At 59.8% G+C, this 21,074-nt stretch carries 17 protein-coding genes, 6 tRNA genes and 1 pseudogene; 10 read left to right on the plus strand and 14 right to left on the minus strand.

Going from position 1 to position 21,074, the window contains the following annotated elements; genetic code table 11:
* Positions 1 to 98 precede the first annotated feature (98 nt).
* Together LOY43_RS20790 and LOY43_RS20795 are read left to right on the plus strand one after the other, a co-directional pair.
* Positions 99 to 2,546, plus strand: coding sequence for an acyl-CoA dehydrogenase (locus LOY43_RS20790; protein WP_093435481.1), 2,448 nt, complete (start codon positions 99 to 101; stop codon positions 2,544 to 2,546).
* Between the two features lie 74 nt (positions 2,547 to 2,620).
* Positions 2,621 to 3,028, plus strand: a complete 408-nt coding sequence (locus tag LOY43_RS20795) for a PA2817 family protein (protein ID WP_095048630.1) — start codon at positions 2,621 to 2,623, stop codon at positions 3,026 to 3,028.
* A 108-nt stretch (positions 3,029 to 3,136) separates the two neighbouring features.
* Here LOY43_RS20795 and LOY43_RS20800 read toward each other — a convergent pair whose 3' ends face one another.
* Positions 3,137 to 4,135, minus strand: coding sequence for a LysR family transcriptional regulator (locus LOY43_RS20800; RefSeq protein ID WP_095048631.1), 999 nt, complete (start codon positions 4,133 to 4,135; stop codon positions 3,137 to 3,139).
* Positions 4,136 to 4,225: 90 nt separating this feature from the next.
* Between LOY43_RS20800 and LOY43_RS20805 the strand changes: the two genes are divergently transcribed.
* The 3 genes from LOY43_RS20805 to LOY43_RS20815 all read left to right on the plus strand — a co-directional run bounded on the left by LOY43_RS20805 (position 4,226) and on the right by LOY43_RS20815 (position 6,351).
* Positions 4,226 to 4,852, plus strand: coding sequence for a hypothetical protein (locus LOY43_RS20805; protein WP_095048632.1), 627 nt, complete (start codon positions 4,226 to 4,228; stop codon positions 4,850 to 4,852).
* Positions 4,853 to 4,940: 88 nt separating this feature from the next.
* Positions 4,941 to 5,711 (plus strand): 2OG-Fe(II) oxygenase, encoded by a 771-nt coding sequence (locus LOY43_RS20810; protein ID WP_258708670.1) that lies wholly within the window; start codon positions 4,941 to 4,943, stop codon positions 5,709 to 5,711.
* Position 5,712: 1 nt separating this feature from the next.
* The gene (locus tag LOY43_RS20815) at positions 5,713 to 6,351 is read left to right on the plus strand and encodes a LysE family translocator (RefSeq protein ID WP_095048634.1); all 639 of its coding nucleotides are present in this window, start codon (positions 5,713 to 5,715) and stop codon (positions 6,349 to 6,351) included.
* A 127-nt stretch (positions 6,352 to 6,478) separates the two neighbouring features.
* Here the strand turns inward: LOY43_RS20815 and LOY43_RS20820 are convergent.
* The 6 genes from LOY43_RS20820 to LOY43_RS20845 all read right to left on the minus strand — a co-directional run bounded on the left by LOY43_RS20820 (position 6,479) and on the right by LOY43_RS20845 (position 7,102).
* Positions 6,479 to 6,554 (minus strand) — tRNA-Gly (locus tag LOY43_RS20820).
* Positions 6,555 to 6,556: 2 nt separating this feature from the next.
* Positions 6,557 to 6,632 (minus strand) — tRNA-Glu (locus tag LOY43_RS20825).
* 57 nt (positions 6,633 to 6,689) lie between these two features.
* Positions 6,690 to 6,765: transfer RNA gene (locus LOY43_RS20830), tRNA-Gly, on the minus strand.
* A 3-nt stretch (positions 6,766 to 6,768) separates the two neighbouring features.
* Positions 6,769 to 6,844, minus strand: a tRNA-Glu gene (locus LOY43_RS20835).
* A 104-nt stretch (positions 6,845 to 6,948) separates the two neighbouring features.
* Positions 6,949 to 7,024: transfer RNA gene (locus LOY43_RS20840), tRNA-Gly, on the minus strand.
* 2 nt (positions 7,025 to 7,026) lie between these two features.
* A tRNA-Glu gene (locus LOY43_RS20845) sits at positions 7,027 to 7,102 on the minus strand.
* 383 nt (positions 7,103 to 7,485) lie between these two features.
* On the opposite strand from LOY43_RS20845, the gene LOY43_RS20850 reads away from it, so the two are divergent.
* Positions 7,486 to 8,244: a hypothetical protein gene (locus tag LOY43_RS20850; protein ID WP_176471267.1), complete on the plus strand. Its 759-nt coding sequence runs from the start codon at positions 7,486 to 7,488 to the stop codon at positions 8,242 to 8,244.
* A gap of 631 nt (positions 8,245 to 8,875) precedes the next feature.
* Here the strand turns inward: LOY43_RS20850 and LOY43_RS28905 are convergent.
* The 4 genes and pseudogenes from LOY43_RS28905 to LOY43_RS20865 form a co-directional block, all read right to left on the minus strand.
* Entirely contained in the window at positions 8,876 to 9,757 is an 882-nt protein-coding gene (locus LOY43_RS28905; protein ID WP_371917961.1) for a methyl-accepting chemotaxis protein, read from the minus strand.
* Positions 9,737 to 11,020 (minus strand): annotated as a pseudogene (locus LOY43_RS28910) (HAMP domain-containing protein); the annotation flags it as partial. The pseudogene LOY43_RS28910 and the gene LOY43_RS28905, both read right to left, overlap by 21 nt.
* Positions 10,953 to 12,353 carry a PLP-dependent aminotransferase family protein gene (locus tag LOY43_RS20860; RefSeq protein WP_095048637.1) on the minus strand — a complete coding sequence of 467 codons (1,401 nt, stop codon included), beginning with the start codon at positions 12,351 to 12,353 and terminating at the stop codon, positions 10,953 to 10,955. The gene LOY43_RS20860 and the pseudogene LOY43_RS28910, both read right to left, overlap by 68 nt.
* A 190-nt stretch (positions 12,354 to 12,543) precedes the next feature.
* The gene (locus LOY43_RS20865; protein ID WP_016983635.1) at positions 12,544 to 13,305 is read right to left on the minus strand and encodes an SDR family oxidoreductase; all 762 of its coding nucleotides are present in this window, start codon (positions 13,303 to 13,305) and stop codon (positions 12,544 to 12,546) included.
* A 237-nt stretch (positions 13,306 to 13,542) separates the two neighbouring features.
* Here LOY43_RS20865 and LOY43_RS20870 point away from each other — a divergent pair, with 237 nt between their 5' ends.
* Complete coding sequence (locus LOY43_RS20870; RefSeq protein WP_095048639.1) at positions 13,543 to 14,547, plus strand: NADP-dependent oxidoreductase; 1,005 nt, start codon at positions 13,543 to 13,545, stop codon at positions 14,545 to 14,547.
* A 125-nt stretch (positions 14,548 to 14,672) separates the two neighbouring features.
* Here LOY43_RS20870 and pyrF read toward each other — a convergent pair whose 3' ends face one another.
* A complete protein-coding gene (gene pyrF, locus LOY43_RS20875; protein ID WP_176471268.1) occupies positions 14,673 to 15,371 on the minus strand; it encodes an orotidine-5'-phosphate decarboxylase in 699 nt (232 codons plus the stop codon).
* Between the two features lie 284 nt (positions 15,372 to 15,655).
* Between pyrF and LOY43_RS20880 the strand changes: the two genes are divergently transcribed.
* The 3 genes from LOY43_RS20880 to xopAW all read left to right on the plus strand — a co-directional run bounded on the left by LOY43_RS20880 (position 15,656) and on the right by xopAW (position 18,553).
* Complete coding sequence (locus LOY43_RS20880) at positions 15,656 to 16,417, plus strand: response regulator (protein WP_095048649.1); 762 nt, start codon at positions 15,656 to 15,658, stop codon at positions 16,415 to 16,417.
* Positions 16,417 to 17,466: a HAMP domain-containing sensor histidine kinase gene (locus LOY43_RS20885; RefSeq protein WP_095048641.1), complete on the plus strand. Its 1,050-nt coding sequence runs from the start codon at positions 16,417 to 16,419 to the stop codon at positions 17,464 to 17,466. Before LOY43_RS20880 ends, LOY43_RS20885 begins: the two co-directional genes overlap by 1 nt.
* Before the next feature lie 235 nt (positions 17,467 to 17,701).
* Positions 17,702 to 18,553: a XopAW family type III secretion system calcium-binding effector gene (xopAW, locus tag LOY43_RS20890; RefSeq protein ID WP_258708672.1), complete on the plus strand. Its 852-nt coding sequence runs from the start codon at positions 17,702 to 17,704 to the stop codon at positions 18,551 to 18,553.
* A 572-nt stretch (positions 18,554 to 19,125) separates the two neighbouring features.
* Here xopAW and LOY43_RS20895 read toward each other — a convergent pair.
* Both LOY43_RS20895 and LOY43_RS20900 read right to left on the minus strand, forming a co-directional pair.
* Positions 19,126 to 20,178, minus strand: coding sequence for an AI-2E family transporter (locus tag LOY43_RS20895; RefSeq protein WP_258708673.1), 1,053 nt, complete (start codon positions 20,176 to 20,178; stop codon positions 19,126 to 19,128).
* Between the two features lie 69 nt (positions 20,179 to 20,247).
* The gene (locus LOY43_RS20900; RefSeq protein ID WP_093442271.1) at positions 20,248 to 21,054 is read right to left on the minus strand and encodes a DUF4892 domain-containing protein; all 807 of its coding nucleotides are present in this window, start codon (positions 21,052 to 21,054) and stop codon (positions 20,248 to 20,250) included.
* Between the last annotated feature and the right edge of the window lie 20 nt (positions 21,055 to 21,074).

Consider the following 21,074-nt stretch of genomic DNA (forward strand, 5'->3'; position numbering starts at 1 on the left):
TTCCCACGATTTCAATCACCTTGGTCTGACCACCCGGTTTTACAGATGCCGTCTAAGCTCTGGAGGGTCGATTTGCCTTGGTTCACGGAGGACTGAATATGCTGTTGTTGTGGATACTGGTTTTGATCGTTGGTGTGGCGTATCTCGCCCACCGGCGTATTTCACCTCTGCCTGCGTTGGGCATCGTGGCCGTCTACCTGCTGGCGATGGGTATTTTCAGTCATGCGCCGGGCTGGCTGTTGCTGGTGTTCTGGGTGCTGCTCGCGGTGGTCGCTGCTCCGCTGCTGCTGCCTGATCTGCGTCGCAAGCATTTCACTGCGCCGTTGTTCAACTGGTTCCAGAAAACCCTGCCACCCATGTCGCAGACCGAACGCGACGCAATCGACGCCGGCACAGTGTGGTGGGACGGTGAGCTGTTCAGCGGCCGCCCGGACTGGGACAAACTGCTGGCCTATCCCAAGGCGCAATTGAGCGAGGAAGAACAGGCGTTCATCGACGGCCCGACCGAGGAACTCTGCGCGATGGTCACTGACTGGCAGATCGGCCAGTCGATGGACCTGCCACCCGAAGCCTGGGCGCATATCAAGGAACACGGTTTCTTCGCCCTGATCATCCCGAAAGAATTTGGCGGCAAAGGCTTCTCGGCTTACGCCCACTCGCAGGTGGCGATGAAACTCGCTACGCGTAGCGGTGACCTCGCCTCCACCGTGATGGTGCCGAACTCCCTCGGCCCGGCCGAACTGTTGCTGCATTACGGCACCGACGAACAACGCAATCACTACCTGCCGCGCCTGGCTCGGGGCGATGACATCCCGTGCTTCGCCCTCACCGGTCCGCTCGCCGGGTCCGATGCCGGTGCGATGCCCGACACCGGGATCATCTGCAAAGGTCAATGGGAAGGTCAGGAAGTCATCGGCCTGCGCCTGAACTGGGAAAAACGCTACATCACCCTCGGCCCGGTCGCGACCCTCCTCGGCCTGGCTTTCAAGGCCTACGACCCGGAGCATCTGCTGGGCGACAAGGAAGACCTTGGCATCAGCCTCGCGCTGATTCCGACCGACACCGCAGGCGTGGAAATCGGTCGTCGTCACCTGCCACTAGGCGCGGCGTTCATGAACGGCCCGAACTCGGGCAAAGATGTGTTTATCCCTCTGGACTTCCTCATCGGCGGTCAGGAGATGCTCGGCAAGGGCTGGATGATGCTGATGAACTGCCTGTCGGTCGGCCGTTCGATCTCGTTGCCGGCGGTCGGCACTGGTGCGGCCAAATTCACCAGCCTGGTCACCGGTCAGTACGCGCAGATTCGCGAGCAGTTCAATGTACCGCTGTCGGCTTTCGAAGGTATTCAGGAAGCCATGGCGCGCATCGGCGGCAACGCGTGGATGATGGACGCGGCGCGCATGCTCACTGCCAACGCGGTGGATCTAGGCGAGAAACCGTCGGTGCTCTCGGCGATTCTCAAGTATCACCTCACCGAACGCGGCCGCGAGTGCATCAGCCACGCCATGGATGTGCACGGTGGCAAGGCGATCATCATGGGCCCGAACAACTACCTCGGGCGTAGCTGGAACGGCGCGCCGATCTTCATCACTGTAGAAGGTGCGAACATCCTCTCGCGCAACCTGATGATCTTTGGTCAGGGCGCGATTCGTTGCCATCCATTCGTCCTGAAGGAGATGGCCCTCGCCGGTCGTGAGGACAAGGATCAGGCACTGAAAGAGTTCGATGGTTTGCTGCTCAAACACATCGGTTTCGCCGTGAGCAATGCCGCCAGCACGCTGGTACTGAACCTCGGCTTCGGTCACTTCGAACATGCGCCGGGCGACAAGATCAGTCAGGGTTACTTCCGCGCACTGAACCGTCAGGCAGCGGCGTTCGCCATGCTCGCCGACTTCAGCATGATGTTGCTGGGCGGCGAACTGAAACGTCGCGAGCGTCTGTCGGCACGTCTGGGTGATGTGTTGAGCAACCTGTATCTGGCCTCGGCCGCGCTCAAGCGTTATCACGATCTGGATTCGCCGGCGTACATGGAGCCGCTGTTCAGATGGGCGATGGAAGAAAGCCTCGGCCAATCGGAACGGGCGCTGGATGAATTGCTGCGCAACTTCCCGAACAAGGTATTCGGTTGCCTGCTGCGAGCCATCGTGTTCCCGTTCGGTCGTCGTCACAAAGGCCCGTCGGACAAACTCGGTGCCGAAGTGGCAGGCGTGATTGGTCGCGCCAAAGGTGATCCGGCGCTGGAAGAGTTGCTTGCCGGTTGCTATCGCCCGCAGTCGGCAGACGATGCAGTCGGCGCGCTGCAACACGCCAGTGATTTGCTGAATGCCGCGCAGCCACTGCACAAAAAACTGCACACGTCGCTGAAAAGCGGTCAGGTCAAACCGGTCGCAGGTGAGCACGCCATCGATGCGGCGCTTGAGGCCGGGGTGTTGCAACCGGGAGAAGCACAGAGCCTGCGCGATGCCGAAGCCGCACGACGCAAGGTGATCGACGTGGATGACTTCGACAAAGAGGAACTGAAACTGGCAGAGGGCAAAGTCCGCTGATCCTGACAACCATGTCCAAGAGGGCGCGGGAGCTTTATACTCCCGCGCCCGTTTTGCTCTTGAGGACTTATCTCGTGTCCAACGTCGTTGCCGATCATCTTGTTTTGCTCGACCACCTGCGCAGTATCCTGGTCGCCGTAGGTGAGGCCGAACAGGTTCCCGAAGAAAGCCATGCCTTGTTCCTGGAGCGCTTCGACGAACTGCTGGCATCGCTGCCGATCGATCCGATCGAAAGCCAGTACCTGGGCCAGGACATCCTGACTCAAGTGATTACCCGTTATCCGCAAATCGCCCACCTGATCCCGCGCGATCTGTTGTGGTTCTTCGCCGGCGACTGCCTGCATTACTTGTCCGATGAAGAGATCGACCTGTATCAGTCACTGGAAGAACGTCGCTACGAAGCCGAACAGAACGATGAACCGTTCGACTGGAACCAGGAAAAACAACTGCTGGCGATGTCCGCTCAGGACAGCAAGCACTGATTTAACAGTGGGTTGAAGATCAAAAGATCGCAGCCTTCGGCAGCTCCTACAGTGGACTCACGCAATCCCCTGTAGGAACTGCCGAAGGCTGCGATCTTTTGCTTTGCGCTACAACAACCCTTCGCTTTCGGGCAATTCATACGCCATCGCCGCGTTGCTTTCCCCCACTGATTTGCCCGGTTTGCTCAAGGTCGGCTCTTTCTCCAGGCACTCCACCAGATAGTCGATGAACACCCGCAACTTGGGTGGCAGATAGCGCGTCGGCGAGTGCAGTAACCACAGTCCGCCGTGATAGGACGCGAGGAACGTCCAGTCCGGCAACACCTGCACCACCAACTTTTGCTCAAGCGCGTAACGGGCGGTGAAATACGGCAGGCTGCCGATGCCGATGTGCTGCAACACCGCGCCCAGCCGCACACCGGTGTGATTGGCGGCATACCGACCGCGGACACCTACCGTCACCGCCTTACTGCCCTTCTTGAATTTCCAGCGCGCATCACTCGGGGTTTCCCCAAGATAAATACAACTGTGATTGAGCAGATCATGCGGGTGAGTCGGTATGCCGTGCTCGGCCAGGTACTGCGGCGTGGCACAGAGCAAATGGTCGATGGTCAGTAACTGCCTGCCGGCCAGCCCGGCCGGTGGTCGATCCGTAATACGAATGGCCAGATCGACATGGTCGTCGATCAAATCGACCTGACGATCCTCCAGCAACAACTCGACATCGACCTTGGGATAACGCCGCAAAAACTCGGGCATGTGCGGATGAATCACGAAACGCCCCACCGCTTTCGGCACACTGACGCGCACCAGTCCTTCCGCTTCATGGGTGAACTGGCCGCTGATTTCCATCACCGACTTGGCCGCGCTGACCATCTCCTGGCAGCGTTTGAATACCTCCTCGCCGCCGTCACTCAAGCGCAGCTTGCGCGTGGTGCGCTGCAAGAGTCGCGTGGCCAGGGCTTTTTCCAGCCGCGAAATACTGCGACTCACCGCTGACGGCGATGAACCCAACTGCCGAGCCGCTTCAGAGAAGCTTCCGGTCTCGACGACCTTGACGAAAATCGCCATTTCACCAAGCAGCGGTAGCGGCAGATTGATGCTCACAGCGCACAAGTCCTTTGATGTTTGAACGGATTATCACGTTATTGCACGATTCATATAATAAAAAAAGAAACTTTAATAAGGGCATGGAATATGACGCTTCGCCTCTTTTTCCATAGTGATGACCTCAAGGCCAATGTGGAAGTCCTCGACTGCACGCCCCAAGAGAACGAATTCGCCGTGGTCTTGCGCGCCACGCTGTTTCACCCGCAGGGCGGTGGTCAGCCGTGTGATACCGGCTGGATCGGCGAAAGCCAGGTACTGCGTGTAGTGCAGGAACCGGACCGGATCATTCATTTTGTCGACCGACCGGTAAAGCTCGGCATGACCTGCATCCGCATCGACGAACAGCGCCGCCAATTCAATACACGCATGCATTCGGCCGGGCACCTGATCGGGCATTTCGTCCAGGCGCTGGGCTGGATGCCGATCAAAGCCCATCACTGGCCGGATGAAGGCCGAGTGCAATTCAAACCCGGCGACACCGCGCAGGAAGTCGATGCAGAGACCGTTCAACACGGGATCGACCAGTGGATCGAGCACGACCTGCCCCGCCTGACCTCGCTACGCGAAGGTGCGCGGGAAATCGGTTTTGGTGAACTGCCCGCCTATGGCTGCGGTGGCACCCACGTACGCAGCCTGAAGGATCTGGGCACAGTCACGATCGCGTCCCTTTCGCAGAAGAAAGGCACGTTATCCGTCCACTACAACGTGGATTGAGCATTTCGGGCGCTGCTTCAGGCAGCGTCCGACGCCGGGGAACCGCATTCGCAGGTTCCGTTGACTATCGATAGATGGACCTAAAAAAATGATGCTAGACGTCGAGCGTCTCGATGAGACGTGCATAAAAAAACTGGCCAACGAAGAAGTCCTCGCCATCCGCATCAAAGGCTTTTTGCCTGAGCCGCTGGCCATTCAGATTGGCGACAAGATTCTCGCTCCAGGCTTCGAGGGTTACATCAACGCACCGAGTATCGGCCGCATCGGCATGGCGTTTTACGAGGCGGAAAACCAGCCGCTGCTGATTGAGGACTACTTCGAACGCGCCACCAGCAACATCGCTGAACTGCGCAATCGCTGCGCGCCCTACTCCTCACCGATCGACACCTTGCGCTGCATGCTCGACGAATCCTGGCCGGCCGGCGCGCACCTGGAAAACCTCTACGGCCGGAAAATGTATGTCGGCCTTTCGCGCGTGGTGAAGCCCGGGGTGTGCTTCCTCGCCCATCACGACATCTTCGCCAAGGACGCTCCGGACAGTTTCCAGGCCCGCAGCCTGGAGGCGCAGTTCGCCTGCAATGTCTACCTGAACATGCCGACCGAGGGCGGTGCGTTGCAGATGTGGGACGACGACATCACCCCGGATCAATTCGACGAGATGCGCGGTGACAGTTACGGCATCGAACCGGCACTGCTCGGCCCACCCGCGCTGGAAGTCCGACCGCAACCCGGCGATTTCATCATGTTCAATTCGCGGCGCATGCACTCGGTGACCCCGGGCGTGGCCGATCCGCGCTTGAGCCTTTCCTTTTTTGTCGGCTATCGCGGCAATGCTTCACCCCTGACCTATTGGAGCTGAGATGTATTCGAATTATCTGGGCGAGTTTCTGGCGCTGGCAACCATTCACTTTCTGGCTGTGGTTGCTCCCGGCCCGGACTTCGCAGTCACCATTCGCCAAAGCGTACGGTTCGGCCGATTGGTAGGGATCTGCACGGCGCTGGGTATCGGCGCGGGGATTTCCGTGCACGTGCTCTACACGTTGTTGGGTGTCGGGGCATTGATGCACACCACCCCGTGGTTGCTGACCGTCGCCAAGGTGATTGGCGGTGCCTATATCCTGTATCTGGGCGTCAGCCTGTTGCGCAGCAAACCCAAATCGGCCGTTGAAGGTGAAAAAGCTGCGGATGAACCCGTGGTCGAACAAACCCTGTTCAAAGCTTTCAGCACCGGTTTTCTGACCAATGCAACCAACCCCAAGGCCACGCTGTTTTTCCTGGCCATCTTCACCACGATCATCAGCGCCAGCACGCCCCTGCAGATCCAGGCCTTTTACGGGCTGTGGATGTGCTTTGTGAATGCGCTGTGGTTTGTCGTGGTCGCGCTGTTCTTCTCAAGCAATCGGGTTCGCCTGCTGTTCATGCGCATGGGCCATTGGTTCGAGCGCACCATGGGCGTGGTGCTTATTCTGTTTGCTGGCCGACTGATGCTGTCCTGGTAAGCAGACGCAAAATGCAAAAAGGCCCGCCGAATCGCTTCGGCGGGCCTTTTTCTTTATGACAGATGACACAACCACAAATCGCGCGCATACAAAAACGCCGCTCTGTTGAGCGGCGTTTTTGTGAATATGGAGCGGGAAACGAGACTCGAACTCGCGACCCCGACCTTGGCAAGGTCGTGCTCTACCAACTGAGCTATTCCCGCAATGGCGTCCCCTAGGGGACTCGAACCCCTGTTACCGCCGTGAAAGGGCGGTGTCCTAGGCCACTAGACGAAGGGGACACAGGCTACAACTTTCACTAATAAAAACGCCGCTCACTGAGCGGCGTTTTTAGAATTTGGAGCGGGAAACGAGACTCGAACTCGCGACCCCGACCTTGGCAAGGTCGTGCTCTACCAACTGAGCTATTCCCGCAAATGGCGTCCCCTAGGGGACTCGAACCCCTGTTACCGCCGTGAAAGGGCGGTGTCCTAGGCCACTAGACGAAGGGGACACGCTACCCGGAACACATGGTGTGTGTTTCGGTGTCCAGATCCGTATCCGAAGACTTGGTTCTGGTTTCACTCAGCACCGCCCGAAAGCGCTACTGTTTAAAATTGGAGCGGGAAACGAGACTCGAACTCGCGACCCCGACCTTGGCAAGGTCGTGCTCTACCAACTGAGCTATTCCCGCATTGGCGTCCCCTAGGGGACTCGAACCCCTGTTACCGCCGTGAAAGGGCGGTGTCCTAGGCCACTAGACGAAGGGGACACACTACAACATTCACTCCCTGCCGCGCTTCGCTGTGTGCTTTACGCTGCAAGTGGCGCGCATTCTATGGATGGATTGAGAGGTCGTCAACCCCCTGATATAAATTTATTTAAATCAATGACTTCGACGACCTTTACGGCGGCAATCAGGCTTTTCCGTCGCCCGACGATTGACGCCTATATTCCGCCACTCGCCAAGACGCTATAGTCCACCCACAGTGATGGCAATCTGCACTCGCAGCGCCAGCATTCATATAAGCAGCGTGCGGCCGATACAGATTGAACCTGCCGATCCAACTCGTCGAGCGGCGCTAGGCGACTAAATGCCCAGCCACTACACTCGCATGCGAACCCTATAAAGAGGTCTTACCGGTGACACCACTCATGATCACCCTGCTAGTCGTAGCCGGGATCGCAATTCTGATCGCCATTGGCTACATGAACCATGTGGTGGAAAACAACAAACTGGAGAAGGCCCGCACCAAGGTCGAACTCAACGACCGCCTGCGCCGTTGCGGCGAACTGACCGAAACCTTCCCCGGCCAGTTCATGACCCCGGCGCTCAAGCTGCTGCTGACCCGTCTGGAACTGAACGTCTGCCAGCGCCTGCTGAACCTGGAAAAAACCAGCGCCACCACCAAAGCACGCATCACCGAACTGAGCGCCCTGGTCGCCCAAGGCGAATCGATCCCGGTCAACAACCCACCGGCACCGATCCTGACCGAAGCCAAAGCCAAAGACGTGCGCTTCCTGCTCGAAGCCCTCCACGGCCAGATCACCCGCGCCGCCCACGATGGTTTCCTGCCACCGAATGAAGCCAAACACTGGATCCGCGAAGTCCGCCACATTCTGGTGCTGCTGCACATCGAATTCTTCAACAACCTCGGCCAACAGTCCCTGCAACAAAACCAGCCCGGCCAGGCCCGCCTCGCCTTCGAACGCGGCGTGCAATACCTGCGCAAACAGCAGGATCCGCAGATGTACGCAGAACAACTGCAATACCTGGAAAAACTCCTGGCCCGCGCGAACGCCCAGGTCATGGACAAGATTGCACCGGTTGAAGGTGAAGAGAACCAACTGACCGCCGGCCTCAAAGATGTCGAGGCCGATGCGGACTGGAAGAAGAAAGTGATTTACGACTGAATGCAGAGGTTGAAAGAGAAGCCACCGAGAGGTGGCTTTTTTGTGGGCTCGCGGGAGTGAACCTGATAGATACCCGGTGGATGTGAGGCCGTCATCGCGAGCAGGCTCACTCCTACATTGGGACTGAGTACATCCGATAGCGGATTGGTCGGCTGTCAGGCCGCCTTCGCGAGCAGGCTCGCTCCCACAGAAAAGCAAAAGCAACGCCCACCTCACAACCGCATCTGCTTCTCACCACTCAACAGGATGAGCGTTAGCTCGGCTGCCGCTCTTGATCTTGATCTGAAAGCCCGTCGGCAGGCTGAGTGGAAGGATTGATCCGGGGGTGGGAGCGCAGCGACCGTTCGACGAAGTCGAACACATCGAGAGGAGGTGCAGCGAAGCAAACCGTAGGCGATGCCCCCGGAGCGATCCCGGAGCGAAGGAACCCCGAACCCCAGCGAGCGGGCCGAACGTCAGGGCGAAGACCTTTTGGTTACTTTTGGGGCGTTTGCCAAAATTGACCCGCCGTAAGGGCGGAACCCTAATCAGCAACACCCGCAGCAACGGATATCCCCCCAAAACCCCAAGAACCTGGTCGGCCCAAAGGCCGCCAAGCGTCAAAGCGTCAAAGCGTCAAAGCGTCAAAGCGTCAAAGCCGAAAATGCCCAACCATCCCGCGCAACTCACTCCCCAACTGCGCCAACTCAACACTCGAAGCCGCATTCCCACGCATCGCAATCGACGACTGATCCGCACTCGCACGAATACTCGTCACACTGCGATTGATCTCCTCCGCCACCGAACTCTGCTCCTCCGCCGCCGCCGCAATCTGCTGATTCATCTGCTGAATCAACGACACCGCCGCCGCAATACTCCCCAGCGCACTCTCGGTCTGCAACGCATCACTCACCGCCAGCTTCACCAACTCGCCGCTGCTCTGAATCTGCTGCACCGACGAATGCGCCGCCAAGCGCAAAGCACTGACCAGCCGTTCAATCTCCTCAGTCGATTGCTGCGTGCGCCGAGCCAGCGCGCGCACCTCATCGGCCACCACCGCAAAGCCCCTGCCCTGCTCCCCGGCCCGCGCCGCCTCGATGGCGGCATTCAGCGCCAATAGATTGGTCTGTTCGGCAACACTTTTGATCACCCCGAGTACCGTGCCGATATTCTGGATTTCAGCACTGAGGCTTTCGATGCTCGAACTGGCCGAAGTCGCCGAATCAGCAAGTTGCTCGATGCGCGCCATACTCTGGCGCACCACCTGCTGCCCACTCTCGACTTTGTCATCCGCCGTTTGCGCGGCCAGCGCCGCTTCTTCGGCGTTGCGTGCAACGTCGTGAACGGTGGCGGTCATCTGGTTCATCGCCGTGGCAACCTGCTCGGTTTCTTCCTTCTGACTGCTGACCTCAAGGTTGGTCTGCTCGGTGACCGTCGACAACGATTGCGCCGAACTGGCCAGTTGCTCGATCCCCGCCTGCAAACCACTGACGATGGTACTCAGACCCGCGCCCATCTGTTGCATCGCCAGCATCAACTGGCCAATCTCGTCGCGACGGGTCACTGCCACAGTCGCACTCAAGTCACCGGCGGCAATCTGCTGCGCGACCTGAATCACACTGCGCAATGGCGCGACGATAAGTCGGGTGATCAGCCACGCGGCGAGTAATCCCACCAGCAATGCCAGCGCCGATGAGCCGATGATCAGCAGCGAGTTTTTCTTCAGTTCTGCCTGCATCGCGCCGTCTTCAGCGACATACGCCTGATTCACCCGCTCAACCACTTGGTCGGCACGCTGGTGCAATTGCTCGTAGACGGTTTTTTCCTGCGCGAGCAACCCGGTGTATTCGGCCAATTTGTCGTTGAAACCGGCGATGTGCCCGGACACTTCATTGAGCACGGTCAGGTAGCCCTCGTCCTTGACCGTGGTTTTTAATTCTTCGGCCTGCGCCTGCGCCTGCGCGGCCTGTTCGATATTGCCCTTGCCGGCACTGTCGGCATCGCCCTTGCGGCTTTGATCGAGGCGAATTCGCGCTTCATTCATCGCTTGCAGCATCAACCGCGAAACCTGGCTGACCTGACTGGCCTGCTCGATGAACTGCGCGCCATCCTTGCCCTCGGTGTCCTTCAAGGTATAAGCACCGTCGTCGGCAAGCCCGGCCTGCAATACGTCGAGGTTGTTGGCCACACTGGACACCGACCAACTGGCCATTTCCAGCGCCAGGTCCTTGGCCTGAGTCAACGAGACAAACTCGTCGAACGCCTTACGATAAGCGCCCAGCGACTGCTGCACATCATTCATTACCGGCCCATTCGCCGCTGACTGCGTCTTGAGCTGATCAGCCAGAGCAACCAGTTCGTCGACGCCCTTACGCAGGGCATCGGCCGTCTTCGGATCGCCCCGCAAGGCATATTCCTGCTCGAGCAGGCGCACCTTGAGCAAACCACTGTTGAGCGAAGACATCTGTTTCAGCCCGTCGAAATGCTGACTGATGGTTTGCAGGGACCAAACGCCGATGGCCGCCACCAGCGCGGTCAGAAGCAAAACCAGCACAAACCCGATACCCAGTTTTTTCGCCATACCGAGGTTGGCAAAACGTCCTTGCATGGCCGAAATCATTGCGCGTAGTCCCCTGCCATTGTCAGTAGAGCGAAGAGTCGCAACGGCCATGAAGCAGCACAAGTCTCTGGCGTCGGAATAATGGCAAAAAGCTACGCTTGCGTCGTTTTCAGAACACTTGAGGTCGATCCGAACCGGTGTTGCGAAAAAACTGCCGGGCGCGTGGATCACAAGCATAGGCGACGTTGATGCGCAGCCAGTCGCCCGACTCGCCACTGGGGCTGAACGCCTCAGACGCTGAGAGCAATACGCCGCAGCGTTGAGCCTGCCGACGCACCCGAACCTGATCGGCCATGCGCGAGCGGGCCCAGATGAACAAGCCACCCGCAGGCTTGCCGAAAACCTCCCAATCGGCGTCCTCCAGCGCCTGCAATGCGGCCGCGCGATCGGCATTCAGGCGTTGACGCTGGCGCTGCACCAGTTTGCGGTAAGCGCCGCTGACCATCAGGCTGGCCAGCACCGCTTCGGTAAACCTTGACGCCCCCAGACCGCTGATCATCTTGACCTGCGCCAGCCGTCTGACCATGTCGCTGTCGGCAAAAACGAAACCGACCCGCAACGAGCTGCTCAGCGTCTTGGAAAAACTGCCCACGTAAAGGACTCGCCCCTCATTATCCAGAGCCGCCAGGCGCGTGCCGTTGCCGGTGTGCAAGTCTGCGTAGACATCGTCTTCGATCACGCGCAAATCATAGGTCTTGCTCAGTTGCAGGATGCGTTGCGCTACGCTCGGCGACAGGCAACTGCCGGTGGGGTTGTGATGATGGCTGTTGATGAATAACGCGCCGGGGCGAAACTGTTGTAGCAAAGTCTCCAGCGCGTCGATATCCGGCCCGTTCGGGGTGCGACGCACCTCGAGCATGTGCACGCCGTGCATCCGCAGGAGATCGAACAACGGCGCGTAACCGGGCGTCTCGACCACCACACAGTCTCCAGCCTTGAACAAGGTGCGCACGATCAGATCAAGCGCATGGCTGGCGCCGCAGGTACTCAGCAACTGCGCACTGCGGGCCTCGATACCGAACAGTTTCAGGCGCTTGGCGATTTGCTCGCGCAACGCTGGAAGCCCCAAGGGCGTGCTGTAGTTGAACAGGCTGGCCATGTCGGTGCGCGCCACCTCGCGCAGCGCATAGCTGAGGTCGTCAGGCTCGCGCCAGCTTTGCGGCAGGCTACCGGCACCAAGCTTCAAGCCACCTGCTGTATCGCACACGGCATCGCACCAGGCAAACCGGCCCTCGAATGGCGCCAGTTCGTCCTCTGCGCCGGGTGTCGATGGCGAGGCGGCGACAACGAAACCGGTGCCTTGGCATGAGTTCAGAACGCCCTGCGATACCAACCGTTCACACGCCTCGACCACGCACGACTGGCTGAGCAGATTGCCCCGGGCGATTTGCCGCACGGACGGCAAACGGGTGGCCGGCGGTACGCCACTTTGCAGGATCCACTCGGTCAGTCCGTCAACAATCTGCTGCACGACCGGCACCATTGCCTGTCGATCAATTCTCAATTCCATGAGCAAGCAAACTCCTGTCCGTTTTGCTGGCGGCAGTAAATCACAGCCGCGCCGGACAGGCTGTGCGACAACGCCGCCAAAAGCGACCGTTCTAACCGTTTGATACACATTGTTTAAGAGGCTTCACGGAACTGACCGCTGCCCACAAAAAAGCCCGCAACGAATGCGGGCTGTTGTTCTTGGGCGTGATTCAGAAAGCGGTGACGCCGCCATCCACTGCCAGCGAGTGGCCGGTGGTGAATGCCGCACCGTCGCTGCACAGGTACAACACGGCACTGGCGATTTCCTCGACTTTGCCGATGCGCCCGACCGGGTGCATGGCGTTGGCGAACTCACCCTTCTTCGGGTCGGCCTCGTAAGCACGGCGGAACATGTCGGTATCGATCACCGCCGGACACACAGCGTTGACACGGATTTTCTTCTTCGCGTATTCGATGGCCGCCGATTTGGTCAGACCGATCACCGCATGCTTGGACGCCGCGTAGATGCTCATCTTCGGCGCCGCGCCCAGTCCCGCTACCGAGGCGGTGTTGACGATCGCCCCGCCGCCCTGCGCCAGCAACAGCGGCAGTTGATACTTCATGCACAGCCAGACGCCTTTGACGTTGACGCCCATGATCGCGTCGAATTCATCCATCGAGCCGTCGGCCAGTTTGCCTTTTTCGATTTCGATGCCGGCATTGTTGAAGGCATAGTCGAGACGGCCGTAGGTGTTGATGACCTCGTCCATCAGATTTTTCACTTCGCTTTCGACGGTCACGTTGCAGCGCACGAAGGTCGCTTCGCCGCCGGCTGTACGAATCAGCGCCACCGTGCCCTCGCCCCCTGCCGCGTCCAGGTCGGCGACCACCACTTTCAGGCCTTCGGCGGCGAACGCCTGGGCGGTCGCACGGCCGATGCCGTTGGCCGCGCCAGTGACTACAGCAACCTGACCGGAAAACGTCATGCTCATTGTTATGTCCTCGAAGGGATAGATGCAGGGGATGTATGGAATGGCAGCATAGCCATTGGGGTCTGCCGTGCGTCAGCACTATCCAATGGCTGTTTATGTGCCCATGCGTCGCAGTGATAGAACCATCCCAGTGATCATCACTGCACTGGATCGGCGTGCATTCGCCGCATCAGCCAACCTTGCGCCAATGCCGGCGAAGGTCTATCAACAAGGCTTCATTCCGTTCGAGTGCCTGCCATGTCCAACCACACCAATCGCCAGTTCCTGCTCGCCAAACGCCCGGTGGGTGCGGCTACCCGCGAGACCTTCACCTATCAGGAAGTACCGGTCGGCGAACCGGCGGCGGGCCAGATTCTGGTCAAGAACGAATACCTGTCCCTCGATCCGGCGATGCGTGGCTGGATGAACGAGGGCAAGTCCTACATCCCGCCGGTCGGTATCGGTGAAGTCATGCGCGCGCTGGGCGTAGGCAAAGTCATTGCTTCGAACAACCCTGGCTTTGCGGTCGGGGACTACGTCAACGGCGCCATTGGCGTGCAGGATTATTTCCTCGGCGAGCCAAGAGGTTTCTACAAAGTCGATCCGAAACTGGCACCGCTGCCGGTGTACCTGTCAGCGCTGGGCATGACCGGCATGACCGCCTACTTCGCCCTGCTGGATGTCGGCGCACCGAAGGCCGGCGACACCGTGGTGTTGTCCGGTGCAGCGGGCGCAGTGGGCAGCATCGCCGGGCAGATTGCCAAGCTCAAAGGCTGCCGCGTGGTTGGCATTGCCGGCGGCGCCGACAAGTGCAAATTCCTTATTGATGAGTTGGGTTTTGACGGTGCCATCGACTACAAGTCCGAAGATGTCGTGGCCGGGCTTAAACGCGAATGCCCGAAAGGCGTCGATGTGTATTTCGATAACGTTGGCGGCGACATCCTCGATGCGGTGTTGAGCCGTTTGAACATGAAGGCGCGGGTGGTTATCTGCGGCGCGATCAGCCAGTACAACAACAAGGAAGCGGTCAAAGGCCCGGCCAACTACCTGTCGTTGCTGGTCAACCGTGCGCGGATGGAAGGTTTTGTGGTGATGGATTACGCGGCGCAATACGCCAGCGCCGCGCAGGAAATGGCCGGCTGGATGGCCAAGGGGCAGCTCAAGAGCAAGGAAGATATCGTCGAAGGCCTGGAGACCTTCCCGGAAACGCTGATGAAATTGTTCAGCGGTGAGAACTTCGGCAAGTTGGTGCTGAAAATCTAAAACCACCACAAAACAAATGTAGGAGTGAGCCTGCTCGCGATAGCGGTGTGTCAGTCAACATTAACGTTGTTTGACACACCGCTATCGCGAGCAGGCTCACTCCTACAGGGTTTTGCGGTGCCTGATCAGGCGATTTCGGCGACAACCGAAGCCAGTGCCTTGGCCGGATCCGCCGCCTGGCTGATCGGACGGCCAATCACCAGATAATCGGAACCGGCATCCAGCGCCTGACGCGGAGTCAGAATGCGGCGCTGATCGTCCTGCGCGCTGCCGGCCGGACGAATTCCCGGGGTCACCAGTTGCAGCGAAGGGTGCGCAGTTTTCAGTGCAGAGGCTTCCAGCGCCGAGCACACCAGACCGTCCATGCCAGCCTTTTCGGCCAGCGCGGCCAGACGCAGCACTTGCTCTTGCGGCTCGATATCCAGACCGATACCAGCCAAGTCTTCACGCTCCATGCTGGTCAGCACGGTCACGCCGATAAGCAACGGCTGCGGGCCGCTGCGTTTATCCAGCTCTTCACGGCAAGCGGCCATCATGCGCATACCACCGGAGCAATGCACGTTGACCATCCACACGCCCATCTCGGCAGCGGCTTTCACGGCCATCGCGGTGGTGTTGGGAATGTCGTGGAATTTCAGGTCGAGGAATACTTCAAAACCCTTGTCACGTAGGGTGCCGACAATTTCGGCGGCGCAACTGGTGAACAGTTCCTTGCCCACTTTGACCCGGCACAGTTTCGGGTCCAACTGGTCGGCCAGCTTCAGTGCGGCGTCACGGGTAGGGAAATCCAGGGCGACGATGATAGGAGTCTGGCAGGCGGACATGAATGGGCTCTCAGGCAGGTCGAAATCGGCGCGCATTGTAGCGGAACCGGCGGCAGCGCGGCACCCGATGATCGGTAAATCGTCGCGCTGGCCGTGATCAGCATAGCGCTCGCTGCTATTGTGTCGACTCCGATACACAACCGACACGCCAGCAACAAGCACCCGCGCTAGCCTCGCCAGCCGCAATACGTCCTTACATCAGCACTTCCCGCCTCACGGCCGGACGCCTATGCTGAAACCACAACCTCGCAGCCCATCTTTTGTGGTTGGCGGCCTACTGGCAGATGAACAGCCTCATGCACAACACCCAAATGACCGCGACGGATGAGCCTAAAGACGACAAGCGCTGGAGCATTCGCGCGCTGATCGTCGATGATGACGTGCCGATCCGCGAGCTGATGATTGACTACCTCGCGCGTTTCAATATCCACGCCAGCGGCGTCACCGACGGCGCGGCGATGCGTCAAGCGATGCAGGCCGAACATTTCGACGTTGTCGTGCTGGATCTGATGCTGCCCGGCGAAGACGGCTTGTCGCTATGCCGCTGGCTGCGCGCTGAATCGGACATCCCGATCCTGATGCTCACCGCACGTTGCGAACCGACCGACCGCATCATCGGCCTGGAACTGGGCGCCGATGACTATATGGCCAAACCGTTCGAGCCACGCGAACTGGTCGCGCGCATTCAAACCATTCTGCGCCGGGTGCGCGACGATCGAACCGAACAGCGCGCGAACATTCGTTTCGACAACTGGCGTCTGAACAGCGTCCTGCGCCAGTTGATCGCCGACGATGGTCTGGTGGTGCCGCTGTCCAACGCCGAATTCCGCCTGCTGTGGGTGTTTATCGAACGTCCGCGTCGGGTACTCAGCCGCGAGCAACTGCTCGATGCGGCCCGGGGTCGCTCGATCGAAGCCTTCGACCGCAGCATCGACCTGCTGGTCTCGCGTCTGCGGCAGAAACTCGGCGACGACCCGAAAGCACCGCAGTTGATCAAAACCGTGCGCGGTGAGGGTTACCTGTTCGACGCGCGAGACATCGGCTGATGCGGGCGCGCTTCGACACGCTGTTCGGGCGCCTGTTTGGCGTGCTGTTCGTGGCGATTGTCCTGGCGCACCTGCTGGCGTTCGCCTGGTTCCGCCTCTACGGGCCACCGCCGCCCCCGCCGCCACCGGAGTTCTCTCAAGGCGCCGAAGGGCAACCGATGGCACATGATCCGCGCTACCCGCCACGGCCACCGCGTCCGTGGTTCGGTGGCCCGGTGGTGCCGCTGACCTTTCAGTTCATCACGCTGATGATCGCGGCCTGGTACGGCGCCAAACTGCTCAGTCGCCCGATCCAGCGCCTGAGCGACGCCGCCGAACGTCTCAGCGAAGACCTCGACAGCCCGCCACTCGACGAGTCCGGCCCGCGGGAATCGCGACAAGCCGCCTACACCTTCAACCTGATGCAGCAACGCATTCGCGAACAGGTGCAACAGCGCGCACGGATGCTGGGCGCGGTCTCACATGACCTGCGCACACCGCTGTCACGCTTGAAACTGCGCCTGGAGAACATCAGCGATGAAAAGCTGCAAGGCCAGATGCGCCAAGACCTCGACGACATGATCGGCATGCTCGACGCCACCCTCACCTATCTGCACGAACAGCGCACCAGCGAAGCCTTGCAGTTGATGGATGTGCAGGCGCTGGTCGAATCGCTGTGCGAAAACGCTCAGGACCAAGGTGCCGACGTGCAGGTCAGCGGCCATTGCGCACCTCTGCCGGTGCAGCCGATGGCGCTGCGTTCGTGCCTCAACAACCTCATGGACAATGCCCTGCGTTATGCCGGCCAGGCACGCATCGAATTGCAGGATCAACGCGAGCAACTGCTGATCCGCGTGATCGACCACGGCCCGGGGATTGCCGAGGACAAGCGTGAAGCGGTGTTTGAACCGTTTTATCGCCTGGAAGGCTCGCGCAATCGCAACTCCGGCGGCGTCGGGCTGGGCATGACCATTGCCCGCGAAGCGGCGCAGCGTCTGGGTGGTCAGCTCAACCTCGAAGAAACCCCCGGCGGCGGCCTTACCGCCATCATTCGCCTGCCGCGCACCTGAGAACACCACCGCCCCCCTGTGGGAGCGAGCCTGCTCGCGAAGGCGTCAGTTGATCCAATATCTCCTTTGAATGTAACGTCCTCTTCGCGAGCAGGCTCGCTCCCACAGGGTTCGGGGGTGTTCATTGCATCGTGTGTACTCACCGGTACAAACCCCACATACCCCCGACAACTTGCGCCCCGACGCTGCATAAGCCGGTACACCCACCGGTTTTCCATTCCAGGGAGTGAGTCCGATGATTGGTAGCGTCAGCAACTACACGAGCTATACCAGCACCAGCAGTACCTCCACGCAAAACGCCCGTAGCCAGCAACTGCAAAAAGAACTGTTCGCCAAACTCGACAGCAACGGCGACGGCGCGGTGGATCAGGACGAACTGAAAAGCGCCCTGTCGCAGAAGAACGACGACGGTCTGCTGGTCAACCTGAGTAAACAATTCGGTGATCTGGACAGCGACGCCAGCGGCAGCCTCAGCGCCGAAGAAATGACCGCCATGGCGCCCCCGCCACCGCCACACGATCAAGCACCGGACACCGACCTCGCCGACGCCCTGATCAGCGCCCTCGACAGCGACGGTGACGGCGCCATCAGCAGCGACGAACTGAGCAGCGGCCTGACCAGCGCCGGCAGCACTGCCGACAGCAACGAAATCTTCTCCGCCCTCGACAAGAACAAGGACGGCACCGTCAGCCAGGACGAACTCACCGCCAGCCTGACACCGCCACCTCCACCGCCGCCACACATCAACAGCGACGAACTGTTCAGCCAACTTGATGCGGATGGCGACGGTAGCGTGACGGCTAACGAATTAAGCAGCGCTCTGCAGACCAGCAACAGCACCTCATCGACCAGTACCGACACCAGCACCGCGCTGCTCAAGGTGCTCGATAGCGACAACAGTGGTGGCGTGAGCAGTGATGAGCTGAAAGCGGCTTTACAGGCAGGGCGAGAACGGCCGGATGAAGAACAGACCGCTTCTACCCAGAGCACCACCGAAGCCCTGAACCGCATGATTGCCAATCTGAGCAAACAGTACTCGCTGGAGAAAACGGCGTCGGTGGGCAAGTATTTGAATGTGGCGACTTGAGTCGAAGACACTATTTGCCGCGGACAATCAAAAGCCCCTCACCCTAGCCCTCTCCCAGAGGGAGAGGGGACTGACCGAGGTGTTTGGGAGAGGCACGCCGACGTGCGATACCGCGTCGAACTGAGGCTTTGAAAAGCACACATTTCGGCCCCCTCTCCCTCGGGAGAGGGCTGGGGTGAGGGGCAGCTACAACGCAAATCAAACGCCGAACACTCCACGCTCTTCACCACTCAACAGGATGAGCGTTAGCTCGGCTGCTGCTCTTGATCTTGATCCACCAGCGACGTCGGAAGGCTGAGTGGAGGGATTGATCCGGGCGTGGGAGCGCAGCGACCGTTTGGCGCAGCCAAACACAGCGGGAGTAGGTGCAGCGAAGCAAACCGGAGACGCTGCGCCCGGATCGATCCCGCAGCGAAGGAACCCCGAGCCCCACCGAGCGGGCCGCACGTAGGAGCAAGCCTTTTGGGTTACCTTTTCGGCGTTTGGAAAAGGTGACCCGCCGTAAGGGCGGAACCCTAAGCCGCCGTTACCGCAGCAACGGATATTCACCCAAAACCCAAAACCCAAAACCGCTAGCGCCGCTCCTCAACCCGAGACTGACTCTTACTCCAATCCGTCAACAAACTATAAGCCACCGCCAACAACGTAGGCCCGATAAACAACCCGATAAACCCAAACGCAATCAATCCGCCAAACACCCCAAGCAACACAATCACCAACGGCAAATTCCCCCCGCGGCTGATCAAATACGGCTTGAGCACGTTGTCCACGCCACTGATGATGAACGTCCCCCAGATCCCGAGAAACACCGCCATCCCGTACTCACCCTTCCACGCCAGCCAGGCCGTCGCCGGCACCCACACCAACGGCGGCCCCATCGGAATCAGACTCAACAGGAAGGTGACAATCCCGAGCACCAGCGCCCCCGGCACCCCGGCAATCAAAAACCCGATCAACGCCAGAACCGCCTGCGCCGCCGCCGTGCCGATCACCCCGTTGACCACCCGCTGCACCGTACCCGCCACCAACTCGATGTAATACCCGGCACGATCCCCGATCAAGCGCTCCAGCAGACTGTGCACAAACGCCGCCAGTCGCGGTCCGTCACGATAGAAAAAGAACACAAAGACAATGCTCAACGTCAGCTCGAGAATCCCGCCACCAATCTGCGCACTGCGCGCCAGCAGCCAGTTACCGACCTGCCCCAGATAAGGTTTGATCGACACCATCAGCGCGGCGCCCTGCTGATCGATGCTGTTCCACAGCCCGACCAGGCGCTCGCCCACAAACGGCAAAGTCCCCAGCCACACCGGCGCTTCCGGCAGACCGTCGACCTGCACATCCTTGATGAACGCCGTGGCATCACGCACATGATCCCCCACGTTGAACCCCAGCCAGACCAGCGGCGCGGCCACCAGCAGCATCCAGCCCAGCGTCAGAATCCCCGCAGCCAGCGACTCACGGCCATTAAGCCAGCGGGTCAACAGACGCATCAGCGGCCAACTGGCGAATGCCAGCACCGCGCCCCAGAACAGGGCCGACCAGAACGGCGCCATCACCCAGAGGCTGGCACCAAACAACACCAGCAGCAGGATCTGCACCAGCAGGCGATCGTTATTGAGCATGTAAGGTCTCGAAAAAGTCAGTCAGGCAAAGAGTAGGCGAACACGCGGTTCGTGCTCGCCCGAAACAGCTTAACGCAACAGATCGATGCGCAGGCCAGAGCCTTCGACACTGCCGGTCTCCATGCGTGCCGCCCGCACACCCTGATTGATCAGGGCCTGTCGCCAGGCCTCGGCTTTCGGCCCCGACACCGTTACGCGCAACGTCGTGTCGAGATTAAGTCCACGGGAAATCAGGCGTAGCCAGGTGTCATCCGGGTCATTCACGCGATCAGGAAAATCCAGCTCACCGGTGCTTTTCAACTGACGCAACAGGGTCGCCGAGGTCGGCAGCAGCTCACCCAACGGTGCAGCCGCCTCGAACTGTTCGACATGCAGATAGGCTTTGCGGTTGCCGCGCGTGATGCTGTAAAGCGCCACCAGCGTGTTGTCACGCGGTGCGGCCAGTCTCAACAACAGATACGCCTGTTGTTCGTCAGCACCGTACAACTTGGCGTTGCCGAACACCTCGTTGGCCCACAGGCTGCTTTCGCCGCAATCACGCGCCTGACACCAGAACAGCAATTCGGCGTCCTGCTTTTGCAGGGCTTCACGAGCGGCGGTAAAAGCTTCGGTGGCGGAGTGTTCGGGGGGTAACTCGTAGGTCACCGAAGTGGTCTGGCCACGGGCGGTGACCTGGCCGTCGAAACGCAGCTGCCCGCTGATCTTGCGGATCGAACCCAGCGGATAGATCCGCTCAAGCTCCACAGGCGGGCGGTAGTCGACGATCTGTGCATCGGCCAGACGCGGCACGATCTGCAGATCCTGACTGCCCGGCACATCGGCGGCGAACGAAACGGTACTGAAACAGCACAGTGCCAACAGACTGAGTGACCGCATAGTCAGGCTCATCGGATCGG

This window comes from Pseudomonas sp. B21-041, from assembly GCF_024748675.1.
Classification (GTDB): Bacteria; Pseudomonadota; Gammaproteobacteria; order Pseudomonadales; family Pseudomonadaceae; genus Aquipseudomonas; species Aquipseudomonas neuropathica.

Excerpts from the sequence above, each read along its gene's own strand:
- LOY43_RS20895 (WP_258708673.1), bottom strand. The coding sequence starts at position 20,178 with ATGCTCAATAACGATCGCCTGCTGGTGCAGATCCTGCTGCTGGTGTTG.
- LOY43_RS20815 (WP_095048634.1), top strand. The coding sequence starts at position 5,713 with ATGTATTCGAATTATCTGGGCGAGTTTCTGGCGCTGGCAACCATTCAC.
- LOY43_RS20810 (WP_258708670.1), top strand. The coding sequence starts at position 4,941 with ATGATGCTAGACGTCGAGCGTCTCGATGAGACGTGCATAAAAAAACTG.
- LOY43_RS20850 (WP_176471267.1), top strand. The coding sequence starts at position 7,486 with ATGATCACCCTGCTAGTCGTAGCCGGGATCGCAATTCTGATCGCCATT.
- LOY43_RS20860 (WP_095048637.1), bottom strand. The coding sequence starts at position 12,353 with ATGGAATTGAGAATTGATCGACAGGCAATGGTGCCGGTCGTGCAGCAG.
- LOY43_RS28905 (WP_371917961.1), bottom strand. The coding sequence starts at position 9,757 with ATGCTGGCGATGCAACAGATGGGCGCGGGTCTGAGTACCATCGTCAGT.
- xopAW (WP_258708672.1), top strand. The coding sequence starts at position 17,702 with ATGATTGGTAGCGTCAGCAACTACACGAGCTATACCAGCACCAGCAGT.
- pyrF (WP_176471268.1), bottom strand. The coding sequence starts at position 15,371 with ATGTCCGCCTGCCAGACTCCTATCATCGTCGCCCTGGATTTCCCTACC.
- LOY43_RS20805 (WP_095048632.1), top strand. The coding sequence starts at position 4,226 with ATGACGCTTCGCCTCTTTTTCCATAGTGATGACCTCAAGGCCAATGTG.
- LOY43_RS20865 (WP_016983635.1), bottom strand. The coding sequence starts at position 13,305 with ATGAGCATGACGTTTTCCGGTCAGGTTGCTGTAGTCACTGGCGCGGCC.
- LOY43_RS20790 (WP_093435481.1), top strand. The coding sequence starts at position 99 with ATGCTGTTGTTGTGGATACTGGTTTTGATCGTTGGTGTGGCGTATCTC.
- LOY43_RS20870 (WP_095048639.1), top strand. The coding sequence starts at position 13,543 with ATGTCCAACCACACCAATCGCCAGTTCCTGCTCGCCAAACGCCCGGTG.
- LOY43_RS20880 (WP_095048649.1), top strand. The coding sequence starts at position 15,656 with ATGAACAGCCTCATGCACAACACCCAAATGACCGCGACGGATGAGCCT.
- LOY43_RS20900 (WP_093442271.1), bottom strand. The coding sequence starts at position 21,054 with ATGCGGTCACTCAGTCTGTTGGCACTGTGCTGTTTCAGTACCGTTTCG.
- LOY43_RS20885 (WP_095048641.1), top strand. The coding sequence starts at position 16,417 with ATGCGGGCGCGCTTCGACACGCTGTTCGGGCGCCTGTTTGGCGTGCTG.